21 protein-coding genes and 1 tRNA gene are annotated in these 19,601 nt (G+C 69.3%); 10 read left to right on the top strand and 12 right to left on the bottom strand.

The features are described 5' to 3' along the window. Positions 1-255: 255 nt before the first annotated feature. On the top strand, positions 256-1,623 hold the full coding sequence (gene dnaB / locus LX16_RS25750) for a replicative DNA helicase (protein WP_147144610.1): 1,368 nt from the start codon (positions 256-258) through the stop codon (positions 1,621-1,623). A 112-nt stretch (positions 1,624-1,735) separates the two neighbouring features. Further along, on the top strand, positions 1,736-2,098 hold the full coding sequence (locus LX16_RS25745) for a hypothetical protein (RefSeq protein WP_147144571.1): 363 nt from the start codon (positions 1,736-1,738) through the stop codon (positions 2,096-2,098). 57 nt (positions 2,099-2,155) lie between these two features. On the opposite strand, the gene LX16_RS25740 is transcribed toward LX16_RS25745, so the two are convergent. Both LX16_RS25740 and LX16_RS25735 read right to left on the bottom strand, forming a co-directional pair. Beyond that, positions 2,156-3,172, bottom strand: coding sequence for a hypothetical protein (locus LX16_RS25740; protein WP_147144570.1), 1,017 nt, complete (start codon positions 3,170-3,172; stop codon positions 2,156-2,158). Beyond that, entirely contained in the window at positions 3,169-3,633 is a 465-nt protein-coding gene (locus tag LX16_RS25735; protein WP_147144569.1) for a MerR family transcriptional regulator, read from the bottom strand. The genes LX16_RS25740 and LX16_RS25735 overlap by 4 nt, the downstream gene beginning before the upstream one ends. A gap of 82 nt (positions 3,634-3,715) precedes the next feature. On the opposite strand from LX16_RS25735, the gene LX16_RS25730 reads away from it, so the two are divergent. Next, positions 3,716-4,093, top strand: a complete 378-nt coding sequence (locus LX16_RS25730) for a nuclear transport factor 2 family protein (protein WP_147144568.1) — start codon at positions 3,716-3,718, stop codon at positions 4,091-4,093. 200 nt (positions 4,094-4,293) lie between these two features. Here LX16_RS25730 and ispF read toward each other — a convergent pair whose 3' ends face one another. After that, complete coding sequence (gene ispF, locus LX16_RS25725) at positions 4,294-4,746, bottom strand: 2-C-methyl-D-erythritol 2,4-cyclodiphosphate synthase (RefSeq protein WP_425304444.1); 453 nt, start codon at positions 4,744-4,746, stop codon at positions 4,294-4,296. Positions 4,747-4,866: 120 nt separating this feature from the next. Next, positions 4,867-5,352: a CarD family transcriptional regulator gene (locus LX16_RS25720; RefSeq protein ID WP_142039675.1), complete on the bottom strand. Its 486-nt coding sequence runs from the start codon at positions 5,350-5,352 to the stop codon at positions 4,867-4,869. 265 nt (positions 5,353-5,617) lie between these two features. On the opposite strand from LX16_RS25720, the gene LX16_RS25715 reads away from it, so the two are divergent. After that, positions 5,618-6,001: a hypothetical protein gene (locus LX16_RS25715; RefSeq protein WP_147144566.1), complete on the top strand. Its 384-nt coding sequence runs from the start codon at positions 5,618-5,620 to the stop codon at positions 5,999-6,001. A 21-nt stretch (positions 6,002-6,022) separates the two neighbouring features. Here LX16_RS25715 and fbaA read toward each other — a convergent pair whose 3' ends face one another. Continuing rightward, the gene (fbaA, locus tag LX16_RS25710) at positions 6,023-7,045 is read right to left on the bottom strand and encodes a class II fructose-bisphosphate aldolase (RefSeq protein WP_147144565.1); all 1,023 of its coding nucleotides are present in this window, start codon (positions 7,043-7,045) and stop codon (positions 6,023-6,025) included. Between the two features lie 122 nt (positions 7,046-7,167). On the opposite strand from fbaA, the gene LX16_RS26965 reads away from it, so the two are divergent. The 3 genes from LX16_RS26965 (at position 7,168) to LX16_RS25700 (ending at position 8,094) form a co-directional block, all read left to right on the top strand. After that, positions 7,168-7,338 (top strand): hypothetical protein, encoded by a 171-nt coding sequence (locus LX16_RS26965; RefSeq protein WP_170283894.1) that lies wholly within the window; start codon positions 7,168-7,170, stop codon positions 7,336-7,338. A gap of 49 nt (positions 7,339-7,387) precedes the next feature. After that, a tRNA-Ser gene (locus LX16_RS25705) sits at positions 7,388-7,476 on the top strand. A 201-nt stretch (positions 7,477-7,677) separates the two neighbouring features. Continuing rightward, entirely contained in the window at positions 7,678-8,094 is a 417-nt protein-coding gene (locus LX16_RS25700; RefSeq protein ID WP_147144564.1) for an NUDIX domain-containing protein, read from the top strand. Between the two features lie 132 nt (positions 8,095-8,226). On the opposite strand, the gene LX16_RS25695 is transcribed toward LX16_RS25700, so the two are convergent. Both LX16_RS25695 and gmd read right to left on the bottom strand, forming a co-directional pair. Continuing rightward, positions 8,227-8,577 (bottom strand): GatB/YqeY domain-containing protein, encoded by a 351-nt coding sequence (locus LX16_RS25695; protein WP_147144563.1) that lies wholly within the window; start codon positions 8,575-8,577, stop codon positions 8,227-8,229. 83 nt (positions 8,578-8,660) lie between these two features. Next, a complete protein-coding gene (gmd, locus tag LX16_RS25690; protein ID WP_147144562.1) occupies positions 8,661-9,689 on the bottom strand; it encodes a GDP-mannose 4,6-dehydratase in 1,029 nt (342 codons plus the stop codon). A gap of 119 nt (positions 9,690-9,808) precedes the next feature. Here gmd and LX16_RS25685 point away from each other — a divergent pair, with 119 nt between their 5' ends. Then, entirely contained in the window at positions 9,809-10,774 is a 966-nt protein-coding gene (locus tag LX16_RS25685; protein WP_147144561.1) for a GDP-L-fucose synthase family protein, read from the top strand. Here LX16_RS25685 and LX16_RS25680 read toward each other — a convergent pair. Next, positions 10,753-11,553 carry a WecB/TagA/CpsF family glycosyltransferase gene (locus LX16_RS25680; protein ID WP_158645746.1) on the bottom strand — a complete coding sequence of 267 codons (801 nt, stop codon included), beginning with the start codon at positions 11,551-11,553 and terminating at the stop codon, positions 10,753-10,755. The two genes, LX16_RS25685 and LX16_RS25680, sit on opposite strands and share 22 nt — an antisense overlap. 376 nt (positions 11,554-11,929) lie before the next feature. On the opposite strand from LX16_RS25680, the gene LX16_RS25675 reads away from it, so the two are divergent. Then, positions 11,930-12,904, top strand: a complete 975-nt coding sequence (locus tag LX16_RS25675; protein WP_147144559.1) for an NAD(P)H-quinone oxidoreductase — start codon at positions 11,930-11,932, stop codon at positions 12,902-12,904. Positions 12,905-12,906: 2 nt separating this feature from the next. Here LX16_RS25675 and LX16_RS25670 read toward each other — a convergent pair whose 3' ends face one another. The 4 genes from LX16_RS25670 to LX16_RS25655 all read right to left on the bottom strand — a co-directional run bounded on the left by LX16_RS25670 (position 12,907) and on the right by LX16_RS25655 (position 18,126). Next, positions 12,907-13,974, bottom strand: coding sequence for an LCP family protein (locus LX16_RS25670; protein ID WP_147144558.1), 1,068 nt, complete (start codon positions 13,972-13,974; stop codon positions 12,907-12,909). A gap of 118 nt (positions 13,975-14,092) precedes the next feature. Then, positions 14,093-15,172, bottom strand: a complete 1,080-nt coding sequence (locus LX16_RS25665; RefSeq protein ID WP_147144557.1) for an LCP family protein — start codon at positions 15,170-15,172, stop codon at positions 14,093-14,095. 207 nt (positions 15,173-15,379) lie between these two features. After that, on the bottom strand, positions 15,380-16,546 hold the full coding sequence (locus LX16_RS25660; RefSeq protein WP_147144556.1) for an LCP family protein: 1,167 nt from the start codon (positions 16,544-16,546) through the stop codon (positions 15,380-15,382). Between the two features lie 65 nt (positions 16,547-16,611). Then, complete coding sequence (locus tag LX16_RS25655; protein WP_147144609.1) at positions 16,612-18,126, bottom strand: exopolysaccharide biosynthesis polyprenyl glycosylphosphotransferase; 1,515 nt, start codon at positions 18,124-18,126, stop codon at positions 16,612-16,614. A gap of 309 nt (positions 18,127-18,435) precedes the next feature. Between LX16_RS25655 and LX16_RS25650 the strand changes: the two genes are divergently transcribed. Next, positions 18,436-19,599 carry a glycosyltransferase gene (locus LX16_RS25650; RefSeq protein ID WP_147144555.1) on the top strand — a complete coding sequence of 388 codons (1,164 nt, stop codon included), beginning with the start codon at positions 18,436-18,438 and terminating at the stop codon, positions 19,597-19,599. The last annotated feature ends 2 nt before the right edge of the window (positions 19,600-19,601 follow it).

Below are 19,601 nucleotides of genomic sequence, written 5' to 3'. Positions count from 1 at the left end.
TGAAAGCCGGCCACGGCCCGGAAATCCACAGGTTGCACACATCGTTGTCCACAGGTTCTCCACCGGTTGTCCACAGGTTTTCCACAGGGTTGTCCACAGGCCGGTTTGCCGCCGGAGGTTCGGCGCCATAGGGTCGAGTGCTGCGGCCGTTTCCGTCGGACCCGGCTGGTATGAAGAACGACGAGAACGGGGGTGGTTCACATGAGCGATGGTGCCACCGATCGCCGGGCGGGCCGGGCAGCCGTCACCTCCCACATGGACGACGACGTCCCGCTGCCCCCCGAGCCGGGAGTCGAGTTCGAGCGCACGCCACCACAGGACGTGCTGGCCGAACAGTGCACCCTCGGCGGGATGCTGCTGAGCAAGGACGCCATCGCCGACGTCGTCGAGATCCTCAACTCCAACGACTTCTACAAGCCCGCGCACGCCATCATCTACGACGCCATCTGCGACAAGTACGCGAAGGGCGAACCGGCCGACGCCATCACCCTCGCCGCCGCACTGGCCGACTCCGGCGACCTCGGCAAGATCGGCGGCGGCCCCTACCTGCACACCCTCATCGCGTCGGTCCCGACCGCCGCCAACGCCTCCTACTACGCGCGGATCGTGTCGGAACGCGCGATCCTGCGACGGCTCATCGAAGCCGGCACCCGCGTCGTGCAACTGGGTTACGGCGCCGCCGCCGGTGGCGGCCGCGACATCGACGACCTGGTGGACCTCGCCCAGCAGGCCGTGTACGACGTCACCGAACGCCGCGTCAGCGAGGACTTCGCGGTACTGTCCGACCTGCTGCAACCCACACTGGACGAGATCGAGGCCGTCGGTGAGTCCGGCGGCACCATGACCGGCGTCCCCACCGGCTTCGCCGACCTCGACCGGCTCCTCAACGGCCTGCAACCCGGTCAGTTGATCATCGTCGCGGGCCGGCCCGGCGCCGGGAAGTCCACCGCCGCCATGGACTTCATCCGGCACGCCTCGCTCCATCACCAGCAGGCCGCCGCCATGTTCTCGCTGGAGATGAGCAAGATCGAGATCGTCATGCGGGTGCTGTCCGCCGAGACCCGGGTACCACTGCACGTCCTGCGGTCCGGCGGCCTCTCCGACGACGACTGGACGCGACTCGCCCGCCGCATGGGCGAGATCGCCGAGGCACCGCTGTTCGTCGACGACACGCCGTCGATGACGCTCATGGAGATCCGCGCCAAGGCGCGCCGCCTCAAACAACGGCACAACCTGAAACTCATCGTCGTCGACTACCTCCAGTTGATGAGCTCCCCGAAGCGCGTGGAGAGCCGCCAACAGGAGGTCTCCGAGATCTCCCGGGGCATGAAACTGCTCGCCAAGGAGGTCGAGTGCCCCGTCATCGCGGTCGCCCAGCTCAACCGCGGCCCCGAACAACGTACCGACAAGCGCCCCCAACTGTCTGACCTCCGTGAATCGGGCTCACTAGAACAGGACGCCGACGTCGTGATCCTGTTGCACCGCGACGACTACTACGACAAGGAGTCGCCCCGCGCGGGCGAGGCCGACTTCATCGTCGCCAAGCACCGTAACGGCGCCACCGACACCATCACCGTCGCCGCGCAGCTGCACCTGTCGCGGTTCGTGGACATGGCGGTGTGACCGCCCCGGCCACCGGCGAAACCGGATGAACCACCCGGAAACGCCCAAACCGGGCGATGTGCGCGGCTCGGATATCCTTGGGTCCGTAGTCCCCCATCAGGAGGAGAACCTCGTGGCCCGATTCGCCACCCGTATGCTCACCGCCGCCGCGAGCGGCGCCATCGCCGTCGCCGCATTCACCGGCTGCTCCCAGGTCAACGCGGCCGTCGACTGCGCCACGGTCGCCGACACCATGATGGAGGTCAGCACCAACGTCACCGGCGACCCCGAGACGCTCAAGACCAGCACCGAGAAGCTGCGCACGCAGGCCGAGGACATCGAGGACCAGGCGTTGAAGCAGTCCGCGATCGACTTCGCCGACCAGGCGGACGAGCTCAACGCGGTGCTCAACGGGGACATCAGCGCCGACATCAGCGCCGACCCCACCGCGCTTCAGGACTCGCTGGACGCGTTCACCCAGCAGTGCGGCGTGTAACCACCGACAGACGGGAGCCCTCACCGGTGACGGTGAGGGCTCCTGCCGTTTCACGGGTCACCGGCGTAGTTGCGCCACCCCGATGGCGGCCAGGCCGGCGACGACCGCCAGACCGAGCAGCCACACGGCGCCCGTCAACGCGAACGCGCCGGTGAGCAGCGGAGCCACCACGGCCGCGACGATCCCGAAACCCGCGAGTTGGTCGTGGTCGGCGACCACCCGCAACTGCGTGGCGACCTCCGGCGGCAGCCTTCGCCACATGACGACGAGCAGGATGATCGCGATCACCGTCGCCACGCCGGCCCAGGTCCGGCCGGTCGACACGTCGCCACCGGACCACAACGACACCATCACCGGCAACAGGATCCCGATTCCGCCGGCGGTTCGCAACAGACGGCGTATACCGCTCGGCAGGGAGGTGGTGGGTGTCGCCCGCCGAGGCGCCCCCGGCGCGTCCTCGACGAGACCGGCGGTGAACGGCCGGTCCGGGCGGCCGCGCAGCAGCGCCGGACCCAGCGGCCAACCCACGGTGGTGATGGCCGCGTTGAGGCGGCGGGCGGTCTTCCTGGCGCGCTTGGCCAGGTCGTCCAGTCCCAACGCGCCGGCGACCGCCCACAGCGTCAGGTGGGCGCGGGGTTCCTCGGGGGCGAGTTTGACGGCCACCCACGCGGAGTCCAGGGCGTCCTGGCCGTTCTTGGCCTCGAACACGACCAGGGCGTGGTGCACGTTGTGCCACCAGGATTCGGGCGCGCGTTGCTGGATCTCGTCGGCGGCCCGCAACGCCTGGTCGGTGCGGCGGGTCAACGCGAGAGCGTGTGCCCGCGCCAGGATGGCCGGTTCGTGGGTGGGTTCGGCCGCCAGTGCGGCGGTGGCGGCGGTCAACGCCTCCTCGTTGTTGCCGACGAGCATCTCCAGGACGGCGAGGAGGGTCAGCGACGGCACGTGCGCCGGGTCGCTGGACAACGCGCCGCCGAGTTCCTCCCGCGCCTCGTCGAAGCGGTCCAGCTCGAACATCATCTCGGCGCGGGTCAGGTGGGTATCGGCGTCACCGATGTTGCCGAAGGAGGAGTTCACGCATTGAAGCGTAACCGCCGGGCCTGGGCCGGTTCCGGAGCCGAGTCTCCGTTCAGCGGGGGCGGAACGGCGGGTGACGGGGTGCGGGCGGGTGGGAAGCCGAACGAGGTGTGCGGGGCCGCGCAGTCCGGGCAGTCGCGGGCGGGGCACTCCACCGCGTGCGCGACCATCCGCCGTGAAGCCGCGATCTCGGCGGCCCGCCGTTCCAGGCGTTCGGCGTGCCCGCGGAGCATGCGGACGCGGTCGGTGGGGTCACCGGTCAACATGACGCGGATCTGTTCCAGCGACATTCCGGCCGCCTTGGCGCACTGGATGAGCCGGATCCGGGAGTCGTCCTCGGTTCCGTACACGCGGTGGCCGGCGCGATTCCGGGACGGGTGCAGGAGCCCGACGTCCTCCCAGTGGCGCAGTACGTGCGCCGGGACGTGGTGGGTCTCGGAGGTCTCTCCGATTGTCGCCATGTGACCGGTCTCTCCGTTGACTTCAGGTCGGCCTGAAGGTGAATGCTTCCCGCAAGCCTATTCACGCGATCCGAGGAGAGAGATGAGCGCGACCGCGACACTGATCCGCATTCTTCACGACTTCAACGAGGGGGAGGCGTTCCATGGGCATCTGGCGCCGGACGTCGTCCTGGAGTTCCCGTACGGTCCCACCAGCGGCATCCCGGAACGTTTCGAGGGCGCGCGGGACGTCTCGGCCCACCTACGCGGTGTTCAGGAGGCCGGGTTGACGTTGGTCGATCCGGTGGTTCGGGAACTCACGTCGGGAGGCTACGTGGCGGAGTACACCGGCCGGTATCGCGTCGGCGGCGGCCGGTCTCTGGACGTCCCGCTGATCTCGCTGATCCGGTTGACGGGAGTCCGCGTCGCCCTGATCCGGGAGTACTGGGACACCAAACGGTTGGCTGACGCGATGCGTTGAAGTCCTTCGCCCCGTCGTCGGCCCGGCGGCGGCGGGGCGACACGCGTCGTCCACAATCCCCGGGTTATCCACAGCCCACCCCGCGACGGCTGGACTCGGTACCGGTCGCCCCCATAGGCTCGACGCCATGGGGAGGAGGAGTGGCGGCCCCCCACACGAGTGACCGGGGCGGTGAATCGCTCCGCCACCCGCCGGGCCGGTCAGATCCGGTAGACGAGCGCGACGGCGGTGGCGGCGAGTCCTTCGCCGCGGCCGGTGAACCCCAGGCCGTCGGTGGTGGTGGCCGACAGGCGCACCCGGGCTCCCAGCGTCTCGGTCATCAACTGCTCGGCCTCGCTCCGGCGTGCCCCGAGCTTCGGGTACACGCCGATGATCTGGACCGCCACGTTGCCTATCTCGTAACGTGCCCGCCGGACCCGGCGGGCGGTCTCCGCGAGCAGCGCCAGTCCGGAGGCGCCGGCCCATTCGGGGCGCGAGGTGCCGTAGTTGCTGCCGAGGTCTCCGAGACCCGCCGCCGACAGCAGCGCGTCGCAGGCGGCGTGGCAGGCGACGTCACCGTCCGAGTGCCCGGCGAGGCCGGGCGTGTCGTCCCAGCGCAGGCCCGCCACCCAGCAGGGCCGTTGCGGGTCGTAGGCGTGCACGTCGGTGCCCATGCCGATCTCGGGGATAGTCACAGCCCCACAGCGTACCGGCGTGGTGGTGCGTCGTTCCGGGCGGAGACGGCGAAGAGGGAACCCACCGGTCCTTGCCACCGGTGGGTTCCCTCTCGACGATCAAGCCTCCGTGAGAACCTTGTCGAGCAGCAGCTCCGCGTCGTCCTTGGTGCTGGACTCCGCGAGGGCCACCTCTCCGACGAGAATGTCACGCGCCTTGGTGAGCATCCGCTTCTCACCGGCGGACAGGCCACGCTCACGGTCACGGCGCCAGAGGTCGCGGACTACCTCCGCGACCTTGAGGGGGTTGCCGGACGCGAGCTTCTCCAGATTCGCCTTGTATCTCCGAGACCAGTTGGTCGGTTCTTCGGTGTGCGGTGCGCGCAGTACATCGAACACCTCGGTCAGACCCTCGGCGCCCACTACCTCCCGGACACCGACCAGTTCGACGTTGGTCGCCGGAACCCGCACCGTGAGATCACCCTGTTCGACGCGCAGGACCAGATACTCCTGCTCGACGCCTCGGATGGTGCGAGTTTCGACTGCTTCGATGAGTGCGGCCCCGTGATGGGGGTAAACAACGGTCTCGCCGACACTAAAACTCATAGGATCGAAACCCCTTTCGCTGTGTCAAGGGTAACACGGCCGTGCCCTGCGACGTCGTTCTCCGAGACAGAGAAATTGCAGGTCAACCAATGTGTGAGCAAAAGCTCGCGCGGCGGATACCCGTCGTCCTCACGGATCGTGACGACACTGTGGTGGGTGCTCCGATCCGTTTCAAGGGTACTCGGGGCGCCGGAAACCCCGCCAGCTCTGGCGATCCGGGTCACTTTCCGGCAAGCTGAGATCGTCGGCATACGGAAGGCGTGCCATGCCAGGACGACCCGATGAGAACGGCATCCCCGGCCTGCCCGAGGAGTGGGGTGTCATCCGCGTCCCCGACGACGCGGCGGAGCTCGAACCGCTCGCCGTGGCCGTGCGGCGCGAACTACGGCGCCGCGAGGCACGCGAACGCCGCCTCCCCTACCTGGTGCTCACCGTCACGGTCGTCGTGACGTTGATCGGGATGTTCGCCGTGCCGTGGCTCGGTGGCGCGACGCGGCCCGCGCCGCAGCCGACCGTCACGACCACCACCGTCCCGGCCACGGGTTCTCCCGGGGCGTGTGGGACGGCGGTCACCTGCGCGGACTCCGACGAGTCGTCTCCGGCCGCACGCACGAGCGCGGCCGGGCCCGGTACCGACGGTGCGTCGTGACCGGGCACGGCCGCGTGGTCGTCACTTCTTCGCGGTTCCGGCGGACCGCAGGTTCTCGCACGCCTCCACGACGCGCTTCGCCATTCCGGCCTCGGCCGCCTTCCCCCAGGCGCGGGGGTCGTACGCCTTCTTGTTCCCGACCTCGCCGTCGACCTTCAGGACGCCGTCGTAGTTCTGGAACATGTGGGCGGCGGCGGGCCGCGTGAACGCGTACTGCGTGTCGGTGTCGACGTTCATCTTCACCACGCCGTAGTCCACGGCGCTGCGGATCTCCTCCAGCAGCGATCCGGAACCGCCGTGGAAGACCAGGTCGAACGGACGCTCCTTGCCGTATTTGGCGCCGACGGCGTCCTGGATCTCCTTGAGGATCTCCGGGCGCAGCTTCACGTTGCCCGGCTTGTAGACGCCGTGGACGTTCCCGAAGGTGAGGGCCGTCATGTAGCGGCCCTTCTCGCCCACTCCGAGCGCGGCGGCGGTGGCGAGACCGTCCTCGACCGTGGTGTACAGCTTGTCGTCGATGGCGCCGACGACGCCGTCCTCCTCACCGCCGACCACACCGACCTCGATTTCCAGGATGATCCTGGCGGCGGCGGTCTTGGCGAGCAGTTCCTCGGCGATCTCCAGGTTCTCGGCCAGCGGCACCGCGGATCCGTCCCACATGTGCGACTGGAACAGCGGCTCCTGGCCCTTCGCGACCCGCTCGGCGGAGATGTCCAGCAGCGGGCGTACGAAGCCGTCGAGCTTGTTCTTCGGGCAGTGGTCGGTGTGCAGCGCGATGTTGACCGGGTAGTTCTTGGCGACCTCGTGGGCGAACGCGGCGAAGGCGACCGACCCGGTCACCATGTCCTTCACCGTGGGGCCGGAGAGGTACTCGCCGCCGCCGGTGGAGACCTGGATGATGCCGTCGCTCTCGGCTTCGGCGAATCCGGCGAGCGCGGCGTTGAGGGTCTGTGAGGAGGACACGTTGATGGCGGGATACGCGAAGGCGCCGGCTTTGGCGCGGTCGAGCATGTCCGCGTAGACCTCGGGTGTCGCGATGGGCATTGCTGCTCCTTCTTACGAGTGTGTCGTGCTGGCCAAGACGGCGCTGTCCCACCTGGCATTCTGCTCCATCAATTCCGGGCTGTACCGCTCGGCGTGCGGATTGGCGTCGTAACGTGGCAGGCATGGCGACCGAAGACTGGGAAGTTCCCGACGCCGACAAGGCGGAGCAGACCGCACCGGTGTCGGACGACGAGGAGTCCGACGGTGATCTCCCCGAGACCGACGAGGCCGACGTGGCCGACGCCCTGGAGCAGACCAGGGCGGTACCCGATGACGAATACCGCCCGGAGTAAACGGGTGTGACCCGAGGTGGTGGTGTTTGGTAGATTGGCCATCACCTCGGGAGGCCTCGCATAGTGGACTAGTGCAGCGGTCTTGAAAACCGCCAGGCGTGGCGACACGTCTCGTGGGTTCGAATCCCACGGCCTCCGCCGACACCCCTCTGACCAGCGGCGACGCTGGAACCACCCCACCTGCGCTGTGCGACCGCGTGCGGCCCGACGCGGGTGTCCGTGACCGCGGCGCGGTCGGGGATCGCGTCGGCTTGTTCGTCCATCGTGGGCGAATGCGTCGTTCCCGAACGGGTCACTGTGTCGGCCGTGACGCCGGTGCGGCGCCGGTAGGGTGGGCGCGTGTCGACTGTTTCGCCGGGCGCTCGGGCGCGCATCGTCACGGGTTTCCTCCGCGACGGCGACCGGGTCCTGTTGTGTCATCGATCCCCCCGGCGGCGGGTGCTTCCCGACGTGTGGGATCTACCCGGTGGGCACGTGGAACCCGGAGAGCCCCCCGCCGCGGCACTCGCCCGGGAGTTGCGTGAGGAGCTAGGGATCGATGTGGCGCCGCCGGTCGGCCCGCCCGTGTGGCGGATCCACGGCGATACGTTCGACATGCGGATCTGGCTGATCGACGCCTGGTCCGGGATCCCGGTCAACGTCGCGGTCGGTGAGCACGATGCCGTCGGGTGGTTCCAGGCGGATGAACTCGGCGGGCTGCGACTGGCTCACGACGCCTATCCCGTGATGTTCGCCGAGGCGTTGCCGGTGCATTGAGCGGCACCCGGGGGTGTCGGCGGCCGTGTCCGGAGAAGTGTGTCCGCGAGGACCGGCCCCGTACCGACCGGCGCCCGTCCGGATTCGTCTCATGTGGAGAGTGCTCCGGACGGCCGTGATCCGGCGACCGGCTCAGCCGGCGAGATGGCGGTTCAGGACCTCCGCCTCCGCCCGGAGCCGTTCGGCGGTCTCGGTCTGGCCGAGCCGTTCGTACTCCTCGGCGGCGGAGTTCCGCTCCCGTACCTCGGCCGCCACGACCGCGCGGACGTCTGCGTCCGTGAGGTGACGGCGTGCCGTCTCCCCGGCACCGAGGCCGACGGACCCCGCGACGTGCGCGTTCCCCGTGCCCGCCTCCGCGGTGTCGTCGACCGGGACGGCGCCCGCGTTGTCGACGGCCGCCAACGCCGATCGCAGCGCCGCGACCGCGACACGATCACGCTGCTTCATGGCGGACTTGAGGCCGGTGCGCATGTCGTCGAGCATGTGGGGAAACCTAACCCCGGCCGGTGCCCGCCGCAACGCGTTTCCGGTCTCCCACCGTGGCGAGTGGGAGACCGTCGTTCCCGTCAGTGGTGTTCGGCGTGGACCGTGCGGCCGGACAACTGGTCGTCGAGCAGTTGCCGGTCGGCGTCGACCATGAGTTTCGCCAGGTCACGCCAGTGCGTCTTCGCCTCCCAGCCGAGAATCCGCTTGGCCTTGGAGGCGTCGCCGATCAACGCGTCCACCTCGGCGGGCCGCTCCTGACCCGAGTCGTGCCGGACGTACTTCTCCCATTCGAGACCGGCGTGACCGAACGCGACCTCGACGAAGTCGCGCACGGTGGCGCCCTCCCCGGTGGCGAGCACGTAGTCGTCGGGCGTGTCGTGTTGCAACATCCGCCACATGCCCTCGACGTACTCGGGTGCGTAACCCCAGTCGCGGACCGCGTTGAGGTTGCCCATGTAGACGGCGTCCTGGATACCGGCGGCGATCCTCGCCACGGCACGGGTGATCTTGCGGGTCACGAAGGTCTCGCCGCGGCGCGGTCCCTCGTGGTTGAACAGGATGCCGTTGCTGGCGTGCAGCCCGTACGCCTCCCGATAGTTGACGACCGCCCAGTACGAGTACAGCTTCGCGACGCCGTAGGGGCTGCGGGGGTGGAACGGGCTCTCCTCGTTCTGCGGCGGCGGCGTCGACCCGAACAGTTCGGAGGTGGACGCCTGGTAGAACCGGGCGCCGCAGTCGGACGCCCGGACCGCTTCGAGCAGCCGGATGGTTCCCAGCGCGTCGACGTTGCCGGTGTAGTCGGGGATCTGGAAGCTGACGTGGACGTGGCTCTGCGCCGCGAGGTTGTACACCTCGTCGGGTTGGATGTCCCGGATGACGTTGGTGAGCATGCTGGCGTCGGTGATGTCGCCGTAGTGGAGGAAGAGCTGCTGGTCGGGGGTGTGCGGCGGCTGGTAGATCCCGTCGAGTCGGGAGTTGCCGCTGATGGTGGAGGACCGGCGGACGATGCCGTGCACCTCGTAGCCCTTGCCGAGCAGCAGCTCGGCCAGATGGGAGCCGTCCTGTCCGGTGATGCCGGTGATCAGTGCGGTGCGACGGGGTCGATTCATGGTCGTCCTTTACGTTTCTGTGATCCGCGACGGTTGAGCCTACACAGCTTCGCGGGATCGGCTCGGCGGTGAGGTTGGTAGGCTTCACGCCCGACGCGTGCGCCTAGCGAGGAGAGACGATGCCGACGGATTTCCATCACGACATCCCGAAGGACGCGAAGATCTACATCGCCGGTCACAGCGGGTTGGCGGGGTCGGCGATCTGGCGGGCGTTCGAGGCCGAGGGGTACCGGAACCTGGTGGGCCGGCGCAGCGCCGAACTGGATCTGATGGACCGCGCCGCCACCTACGACTTCCTGTCGCAGGAGCGTCCGGACTACCTGATCGCCGCGGCCGCGAAGGTCGGGGGCATCTACGGGAACGCGGCCGCCAACGCCGACTTCCTGTCGGACAACCTGCGCATCCAGTTGAACCTGCTCGACGGTGCCCGGGAGTTCGGGGTGACCCGTGCGGTGTTCCTGGGGTCGAGTTGCATCTACCCGAAGTTCGCGCCTCAGCCGATCCGGGAGGATTCGCTGATGACGGGGCCGTTGGAGCCGTCGAACTTCGGATACGCGATCGCGAAGATCGCCGGCGTGTACCACGTGCAGGCGTTGCGGGAGCAGTACGGCTGTTCGTTCGTCTCGGCGATGCCGACGAACCTGTACGGGCCGGGCGACAACTTCGCGCTGCCGGGCGCGCACGCCTTCCCGATGCTGCTGCGTCGGCTGCACGACGCCAAGGTCGCCGGGGACGAGGAGTTCGTCGTGTACGGCACCGGTACGACGATGCGGGAGTTTCTGCACGCCGACGACCTGGGCCGGGCGGTGTTGACGTTGCTCCGCCGGTACGACGGGCCGGAGCCGGTCAACGTCGGTTTCGGTGAGGACATCGTCATCAACGATCTGGTGGCGTTGATGGCGAAGGTGGTCGGTTACGAGGGCCGGATCGGCCACGACCTGTCCAAGATCGACGGCACGCCGCGCAAGCTCATGGACTCCGGCCGGATCCGTTCTCTCGGTTGGGAGCCCCGGATCGGATTGGCGGAGGGTGTCACCTCGACGTACGAGTGGTTCCTGGCGAATCAGGAGACGTTCCGGCGCTGAGCCGCCGCGTCCAGGCGCCGGTTGCGGCGGCCGTCGGTGAGTACCCCGTACACGAACGAGGTGTTGCCGATGAGGTATCGCCTCCACAGTCGGCGGGGCTCGGTCGCCAGCCGGTACGCCCATTCGAGGCCGTTCCGCTGCACGAACTTCGGTGCCATCGGTTTGTTGCCGGACCAGAAGTCGAAGGCGGCGCCGACGGGGACGAGTGTGCAGCGGAGCCGGGCGGCGAATCCGGCGACGAACTCGTCCTGCCGGGGCGTGCCGAGCCCGACCCAGAACAGGTCGGGTTTGACGTCGGCGACGCGGCTCTCCAGGTCGGCGGCCTCGGCGTCGGTGAGGGGCCGGAACGGCGGTGACTCGGCGGCGACGATGTCCACGCCGGGGAGTTTCGCCTCCAGGGCGGTCTTGAGTTTCGCGACGGTCTCGGGCGACGCCCCGTACAGGTAGTGCCGCAGCCCGAGTTCGCGGCCCGCGTCCATGGCGTGGAACATCAGGTCGGGGCCGTAGACGCGTTCGGTCATGAGGGTCTGGCCGCGTCGTTTACCGACCATGGCCAGGTAGTGGCCGTCGGAGAAGTTGATGTCGGCGTCGTTGAGCATGTCCCGGTACGCGGGGTCGCGCAGCGCCAGCGACAGCGTGTAGGCGTTGCACAGGTGGGTGCGGCGCGGCGTGCCGTAGCGCGAGGCGAGCAGCGCCGTGGTCGCGGTGGCGGGGTCGTACCCGTCGATGAGCACTCCGCAGCAACGGAACCGGCCGGGGGAGTCGGGAATGTCTGACATCGTCGGCCAGGATACCGAATCCGGGACGGTGTGGTCGTCACCGAAGTCCCGGGAACGGGCGAGGTGGGCCGGTGTCGGGCGGAACGGGGCGTCGAAGCCGGCCCGGCCGGCCGGTTGCGGCGTATCCGCCGCGTGACCGGGCATGTGTCGGGTGCGCGTGTCGGACTGGCGGCCAGACCCCGCCCCGACCGGGGGCAGACCACCCGCGACGATGCGTCCATCCTCATCCGGGTCACCGTCGGTCGTCAATCCGTTATTCAGGGTGGCTTCAGGTTCGCCCGCCCGCGCCGCCGCCGCCACGTCCTCGGCCGCGTCTCACCCGTCCCGCATCCCGGCTGTCCTGGTGGCGACCGGCACCGCGGCCTACGATCGAGACATGTACGCCGTGGAGATCGACTCGCCGGGTGGACCCGAGGTGCTGCGTTGGCGTGAGGTGGCGGATGTGGTCCCCGGTCCCGGTGAGGTCCGGATCGACGTCGCGGCGGCCGGAGTGAACCGGGCGGACCTGCTGCAGCGGGAGGGCCGTTACCCGCCGCCGCCCAACGCGTCGGAGTTCCCCGGCCTGGAGTGCTCCGGCGTGGTCTCGGCGGTGGGGGAGGACGTCACCGCCTGGCAGGTCGGCGACCGGGTGTGCGCGCTGCTGTCCGGCGGCGGGTACGCCGAACGGGTCACCGTAGACGCCGGCCTGGTGCTTCCGGTCCCGCTCGGGGTGGGCCTGATCGAGGCGGCGGGCCTGCCCGAGGCCGCCGCGACCGTGTGGTCGAACGTGTTCGCGCTCGCCGGTCTCGCCGAGGGCCGGACCCTGCTGGTGCACGGCGGGTCGGGCGGTATCGGCACCTTCGCGATCCAGTTGGCGGCGGCGCGCGGCTGCCGCGTGATGGCGACCGCCCGCGACGCCAACCGGGACGCGTTGCGGGCGTTGGGTGCCTCCGTCGTCGTGGACTACCGCGACGAGGACTTCGTGGCGGAGGCGCACCGGTTCACCAACGACCGCGGCGTCGACGTGATCCTGGACAACATGGGCGCCGCCTACCTGGAACGCAACATCGCGGCGCTGGCCCCGGGTGGTCACCTCGCGATCATCGGCATGCAGGGCGGCACGAAGGCGACGCTGCACATCGGCGCGCTGTTGGCGAAACGCGCGGGCATCACGGCCACGGGCCTGCGTTCCCGGCCGTTGGACGAACGCATCGACATCGTCGACGCCGTGAACAGGGAGGTGTGGCCGCTGCTGGCGCGTGGCGCGATCCGGCCGGTCGTGGCGCGGCGGCTGCCGATGGCCGAGGCCGCCGAGGGCCACCGGATCCTGGAGGCCGGCGGACACGTCGGAAAGGTCCTGTTGACGGTGTGACGTCACCGCCGCGCCGGGTCGGCGTTGACGTACCCGGGATTGGCGGCGACCCAGGCGGCCAGCGTGTCGTCTCGGATCGCGGCGAACAGCGACTGTGACAGCACGTCGTCGGTACTGCCGGGTTGGATGACCACGTATGAGACGCCGTCGATGTTCTGTGTCGTCGACGGCAGTTTCAGGGTCTGCATGGTGTCGGGGTCGATGTGGCGCAGCGCCACCGCGAAGTCGACGACGTCGCGGCCCTGCAGGTCGTAGACGATCTGCCCTGCCATCGCGTCGATCAGCGCGACGACCTTCGTCGGGTCGGACAGGTAGCCCTCCTGCTCGGCTCTCTTGAGCAGTTGCCTGAGGAAGTGTTGCTGCATCCGCTGCCGGCCGTAGTCGCCGTCGGGCCAGTTCTTGCGTTCCCGCACGATGGACAGGGCGTCGGAGGGGTCGTACTCGTTGCATCCGGCGGGGTAGAAACCGTCGCCGTGTTCGGTGTAGAGGTCCTGCGAGAGACACAGTTCGATGCCGCCGAACATCTCCACGGTGCTGAGGAAGCCCTCGAAGTTGACGACGGCCGCGCCGTCGAAGGTCACGCCGGTGAGGTCGGTCAGGGTGGTGGCGAGGTTCGCCATGGAGTCCTCCACCTTCGGGCCGACCAGCGAGTACGAGGCGTTGATCTTGTCGAGGCAGCCGGCGCCGCCCGCGTCCGGTCCGCAGTCGGGGATGTCGACCCGCAGGTCACGGGGGATGGAGACCAGGGTCGCGGTGTCCAGGTCCCGGTCGATGTGCAGGACGATGATGGTGTCGGCCAACGCCCGGTTGTGCCGGTCGACCCGCAGGTCGGCGCCGACGAGCAGGATGTTCAGCGGCCCGGTGATCTCGTCGCCCGGGTCGGGGGCCTCCTGGTCGGGCAGCAGCGGCTTGTCCTCCAGCGCGGCGTCCACGGAGTGGAGGAGGACCGCGCTGTAGCCGAGTGTCGCGATCGACAACACGGTCAACAGCGCACCGAACCCGGTCAGCGGGAACGCCCACCAGGGCGGGCGTGGAACGGCGTGCCGGCGTCCGGCTTCACGTGTGCCCATCGTGTCGTCCTCGGTCGGGGAGTGGGACCACTTGAGGAACGCACTGAGACGGGTGTGGAGTTGCCCGGTGACGTGAGTTGGTCGGGATCGTGGCGACGCCGGAGGTCGATCCGGGTGGTCACTTGTCGTTGTTGACCCAGTCGGGGTTCTTACCGACCCACGCCGACAGGTCGTCGGTGCGGACCGCCGCGTACAGGGCCTCGGCGGCGATCTCCTGCGGCCCCGGTTGGGTCACGACGTAGGAGGTGCCGTTGATGTCCATGGGTTCGGACGGGATCCGGATGGTGGTGAGCGCGGTCGGGTCGATGCCGCGCAACGCGAACGCGAAGTCGATGACGGACCTGCCGCCGAGGTCGAGCAGCATCTGGTCGCCGATGCCCTCGATGAGGGTGCCGACCTTCGTCGGGTCGGTCATGTAGCCGAGGTCCTTGGCGCGTTTGAGGAGCTGTTTGATGAAGTGCTGCTGCATGTGCTGCCGCCCGAAGTCCCCGATTCCCCATTCGGGTGTCCAGCCGGGCGTCTCGGGGCCGTACGAGTAGCGTTCCCGGACGATCCCCAGGGCGAGCCGGGCGTCGTAGTCCTTGCAGCCCTTCTCCACGAAGGTGCCCTTCGGGTGGGCCAGCGTCATGTCGAACGGGACGCACAGTTCGACGCTTCCCAGTGTCTCGACCATGTCCGCGAAACCGTCGAAGTTGATCATGGCGGCGCCGTCGAAGGTGATCCCGGTGTGTGAGGTGAGGGTCTGGGCGAGGTTCTGCACGGACGCGGCGGCGTCCTTGCCGCCGGCGGCGAACGCGTCGTTGACCTTGGACTGGCAGGGGCTGGTGTACAGGTCGCCGCAGTCGGGGATGGTGACGTACAGGTCACGCGGCACCGAGATGATGTTCGCCGACGTCAACGTCTCATTGACGTGGACGATCATGATCGAGTCGGAGTGGGCGCTGTCCCAGTCGTCACGCATGTCGGAACCGATGACGAGGAAGTTCAACGGTCCGGTCAGGTCTCCCCCCGGCTCGCTGTCGTCGCCCAGGAGGTCGTCGGTGGTGATCGCGTCGTTGACCTGGTTGAGGAGCACCTGCGCGTACCCGACCGTGGCCAGCGACACGACCATCAGGACCGCCCCGAACCCGACGAACCCCTTGGCCCACCATGGGGAACGGGCGGGGGTCATCCGCCGGCTGCCTCGTCGTCTGCTCATGAGTGTCGTCCCTTGATCGCCGATGCGGTCCGATGTCGAACGGTCTCGCGGGGGTGCCGGGCGGCGCGGCGCGCGGCCCGGTGCGGCAGGGGACCAGTCTAAGCACCCGAACGGATGAACGGCGACGGCCCGACACGCCGCGCCGGGCGCGTTCGGCCGGGAAATCCCGCCCGGTCGGCGGAGTGGCGCGCACCGCCGGGCGGGTCGTCACTGGGTATCGGCGTCGCTTCCCTTGACGGCGTCGGGGTGGTTCTTCACCCATTCGGCCATCTCGTCGTTGCCGATCGCCTGGAACATCGGCCCCGCGTTCTCCGGATCCGACACGACGACGTCCTCGTCACCGATGATCTGGCTTCCCAGGTTGGGGCAGGTCAGGAACACCAGGTCGTCACTGCGCAGGTGGGAGAATTGCAGGGCCGTCGCGACCAGGTCGAACTCCTGGTCCACCTTGACCGCGTCGAGTACCGACGTCAGGAACGACTGGAGGGCGTTCGGGTTGGTGATGATGCCGGCGCTGGTCGCCTTGTCCATCATGGCCATCAGCAGTTCCTGTTGGTGCCGCATCCGCGCGAAGTCGCCGTCCTGGAACTGTTTGCGCTGCCGGACGTAGTCCAACGCCTCCTCGCCGTCGAGTTCCTGCTCGCCCGCCTGGAACTCGCGGTAGGGCTTGTGGATCGACACGAGCGTGTCGTAACCGGTGGCGGGTTCCACGTCCATCGTGACGCCGCCGAGCGCGTCGACGACCTCCTTCAACCCGTCGAAGTCGATCTCCATGACGTGGTCGATCCGGACGCCGCTGTAGTTCTCGACGGTCGCCACCATCAACGGCAGTCCACCGGAGGACAGCGCCGAGTTGAGCTTGCCCATGCCGCCGCCCCACGAGCCGTCCTCGCTGGCGGGGATCTCGACCCACAGGTCACGCGGCAGCGAGACGATGTACGCCTTCCCGCCGTCGGCGGGGACGTGCAGCATCATGATGGTGTCGGCGCGTGAGCCCTCGCTGCTGTCGGGGTTGCGGGAGTCACTGCCCAGGACCAGGACGTTGAGGCTGCCTTCGACGACCTTGTCGGGGCGGTCGTCGAGGCCATCGAACGCGTCGAACCGGTCGAGGCCGCCGTTGAGGGACGCCAGGTAACCCCAGCCGCCGATGCCGCCGATCGTGGCGACGATCGACAGGATCAACGCCACCAGGACGAACCGGTTGGCGCGGCCGCCGGGTGGTGTCGTGCGGCGTCCGGAGCGTCCGCCGTAGGTGGTGCCCCGGCCGCCCGAGCCGGCGGCGCCGCGGCGCCGTTCCCCCGCCGTGGGCACCCGCGACACGGCCCGGGCGCTCGGCCGTCGCGATCCGGGGCCGTTGCGGGATGAAGCGGTCATGTCACAAGGTTACGACCACCGCGCCGTCACTTCCGGCGTAACGCGTGTCTCGCGTGACGGATCGTTCAGTACGCGCCCTTGCGGCGCAGCACGACGGCGACGGTGCGCATGAGGATCTGCAGGTCCGCGGTGAGCGACCAGTTGTCCACGTAGTACAGGTCGAGGCGGACGGCGTCGTCCCACGACAGGTCGGAGCGTCCCGACACCTGCCACAGCCCGGTGATGCCGGGACGCACCAGCAGGCGCCGCCGCACGTCGCCCAGGAAGTCGCCGTTCTCGGCGGGCAGCGGCCGGGGACCCACCAGCGACATCTCACCCTTGAGGACGTTGATGAGCTGCGGCAGTTCGTCCAGGGAGGTGCGGCGCAGGAACCGGCCCGCCGACGTCACCCGCGGGTCGTCCTTGATCTTGAACAGCAGCCCGTCGGACTCGTTCTGCATCATGAGGGCGGCCTGGCGTTCCTCGGCGTCCATGTACATGGTGCGGAACTTCCAGCACCGGAACGTCTTGCCCTCCATGCCGACCCGCGGCTGCCGGAAGAACACCGGGCCGGGGCTGGTGACCCGGATCGAGATCGCCACCGCGATGAACACCGGCGTCAGCAGGGCGAGGCCGATGAGGGCCGCCGCCCGGTCCAGCAGGGTCTTGACCAGCCACGACACGCCCGCGAGGGTGGGTTCCTCCACGTACAGCAGCGGCAGGCCCTCCACGGGCCGGATGTGCACGCGGGGGCCGGCGATGTCGGTGAGTTGGGGGGCCACGACGAGGTCGCGGCCGGTGCCCTCCAACTGCCACGCGAGGCGGCGGAGTTCACCGGGTTCGGCGCCGGCGTTGCCGCACACGGCGATGGTGTCGGCGTCCAGGTCGGCGGCCAGTGTCACGACGTCCCGGTTGGCGAACGTCGGGACCGGCGTGTTGATGCCGCGCACCGAGGCGGCGCCCTCGGTGAGGAAGATCCCCACGGGGACCAGGCCGGCCTGCGCGGTGCGGGTCACGACCCGGTGCACCTCCAGCGCCTCCGGGTACGACCCGACGAGCAGTACCCGCTGCACCGCCTTGCCGTTCTTGCGAAGCACGTACAGGGTGCGCCGCGCCAGGTAACGCAGCAGCGAGATCAGCAGCAACGCCACGGTGAGCGCGGTGAACACCGCGAGCCTGGACAGGTCGGTCTTGACCATCAGCGCCAGCACCGACACCACCGACACGACCGACACGAACGCCCGCACGACCCGTTTGAACTCGTCGGTGCCGATGCCGAGGTAGCGGCGGTCGTAGGCCCCGTTCGCCCACAGCGCCAGCAGCCACGTCAACGGGAGCAGCCAGTACGCGATGGCGAAGAAGATCGGGTCGAGTTCCTGGGTGACCTTGTCGGTGAATCCGGCGGTGGGGCTCGGTGTGAACACGATCGCGGTGGCGCTGGACACGACGGCGGCGAGGAAGTCGAGCGCGAACAGCAGCGTCGCGTAGGGGCGGTGCCAGGTCGCGGCGGTGGATCGGCGCAGCCACGCCGACCGGGGCACGCCGTTTGTCACCGGTTCGACGTTCACAGTCACTCGCGTCTCGATCAGGCGGCGTCCCATCGGATTCGGACGCTGCAGGCTTGTGGTCACCACATATCCTTCACACCAGAATCGTCAAGGTACCGGGCCGGAGGGGCCGGACGACGCGACGGGTTGGCTCGGCGCACGAATGCACTTTAGTGGGCGGCTTCGCGCCGGTCGCCATTCGGGGAGTACGCGGCGACGTTCGGCGGATGCGGTGCTGGTGGCGGCGGCGTCACCGGTGGATGCCGGCGGCGGCTCTCGCGCCACCCGGCCTGCCGGGGCGGGCCACTAGGATTGTCCGGTCGCGGCGGACCCGGCGCGGCGTTCCCGGTGATGGAGTGGGATGTGAAGGTCGTCGTCGCGCACAACCGGTACTCCTCGGCGCAGCCGTCCGGCGAGAACGCGGTCGTCGACACCGACATCGCCCAGTTGCGGGCCGCCGGTGTGGAGGTCGTGCCGTTCCTGCGGTCGAGTGACGAGATCGCGGACCTGTCGGCGGTCGGGAAGTTGACGCTGGCGGCGTCCCCGGTGTACGCGGCCGGGGCGCAACGCGACCTCGCGGCGCTGCTGGAGCGGGAACGCCCCGACGTCCTGCACCTGCACAACCCGTACCCGCTGCTGTCCCCGGCGGTGGTGCGGACCGCGCAACGCCACGGGGTGCCGGTGGTGCAGACGGTGCACAACTTCCGGCACGTGTGCGTCAACGGGTTGTTCTTCCGTGACGGGGGCCCCTGCCACGACTGCATGGGACGCGCCGTGCCGCTACCGGGTGTGCGGCACGCCTGCTACCGGGGCTCGCGCGCGCAGAGCACGGTCATGGCCACCGCCCTGGTGACGCACCGGTCGACGTGGCGGCGGGTGGACCGGTTCATCGCCCTGACCGAGGCGATCGCGCAGTTCCTGCGGGACTACGGGATCGACCCGGACGCGATCGCGGTCAAACCGAACTCCATCCCCGACCCGGGCGGGCACGACACGCCGGGTGACGGGTTCCTGTACATCGGTCGCCTGTCGGCGGAGAAGGGCGTGGACCTGCTGCTGTCGGCGTGGCGGCGGCACCCGGAGGGGCGGCTCGGCACGTTGCGGATCGTCGGCGACGGTGAACTGCGTGACCACGTGACGGCGGCGGCGACCGAACGCGGCGACGTCGAGTACGTCGGGCCGGTGCCGCACGAGGAGGTGGCCGGGCACATCCGGCGGGCCTCGGTGGTGGTGAACGCGTCGGTCTGTGAGGACGTGCTGCCCACGGTCGTGATCGAGGCGTTGGCCAACGCCCGGCCGGTGTTGACGACCGACCTGGGCGGGCCGCCCCACATGATCGCCGACGCCGGTGTCGTGACGGCCGCCGAACCGGCGGCGTTCGCCGACGGCATGGCGCGGATCGCCGCGGCCTCGGACGGCCTGCGGGTCGCCGCGCGGGACCGCTACCTGGCGCACTTCTCGCCGGAGGTCGTGGTGGCGCGGCAACTGGAGATCTACCGGCGGGTCCGGGAGAGCCGCCAGGGGTGACG

The organism is Stackebrandtia albiflava (assembly GCF_007994225.1).
In the GTDB taxonomy this organism is placed as follows: domain Bacteria; phylum Actinomycetota; class Actinomycetes; order Mycobacteriales; family Micromonosporaceae; genus Stackebrandtia; species Stackebrandtia albiflava.
The sequence above is the reverse complement of the archived record's forward strand: the minus strand, read 5'-3'. Positions and strand labels throughout refer to the sequence as shown.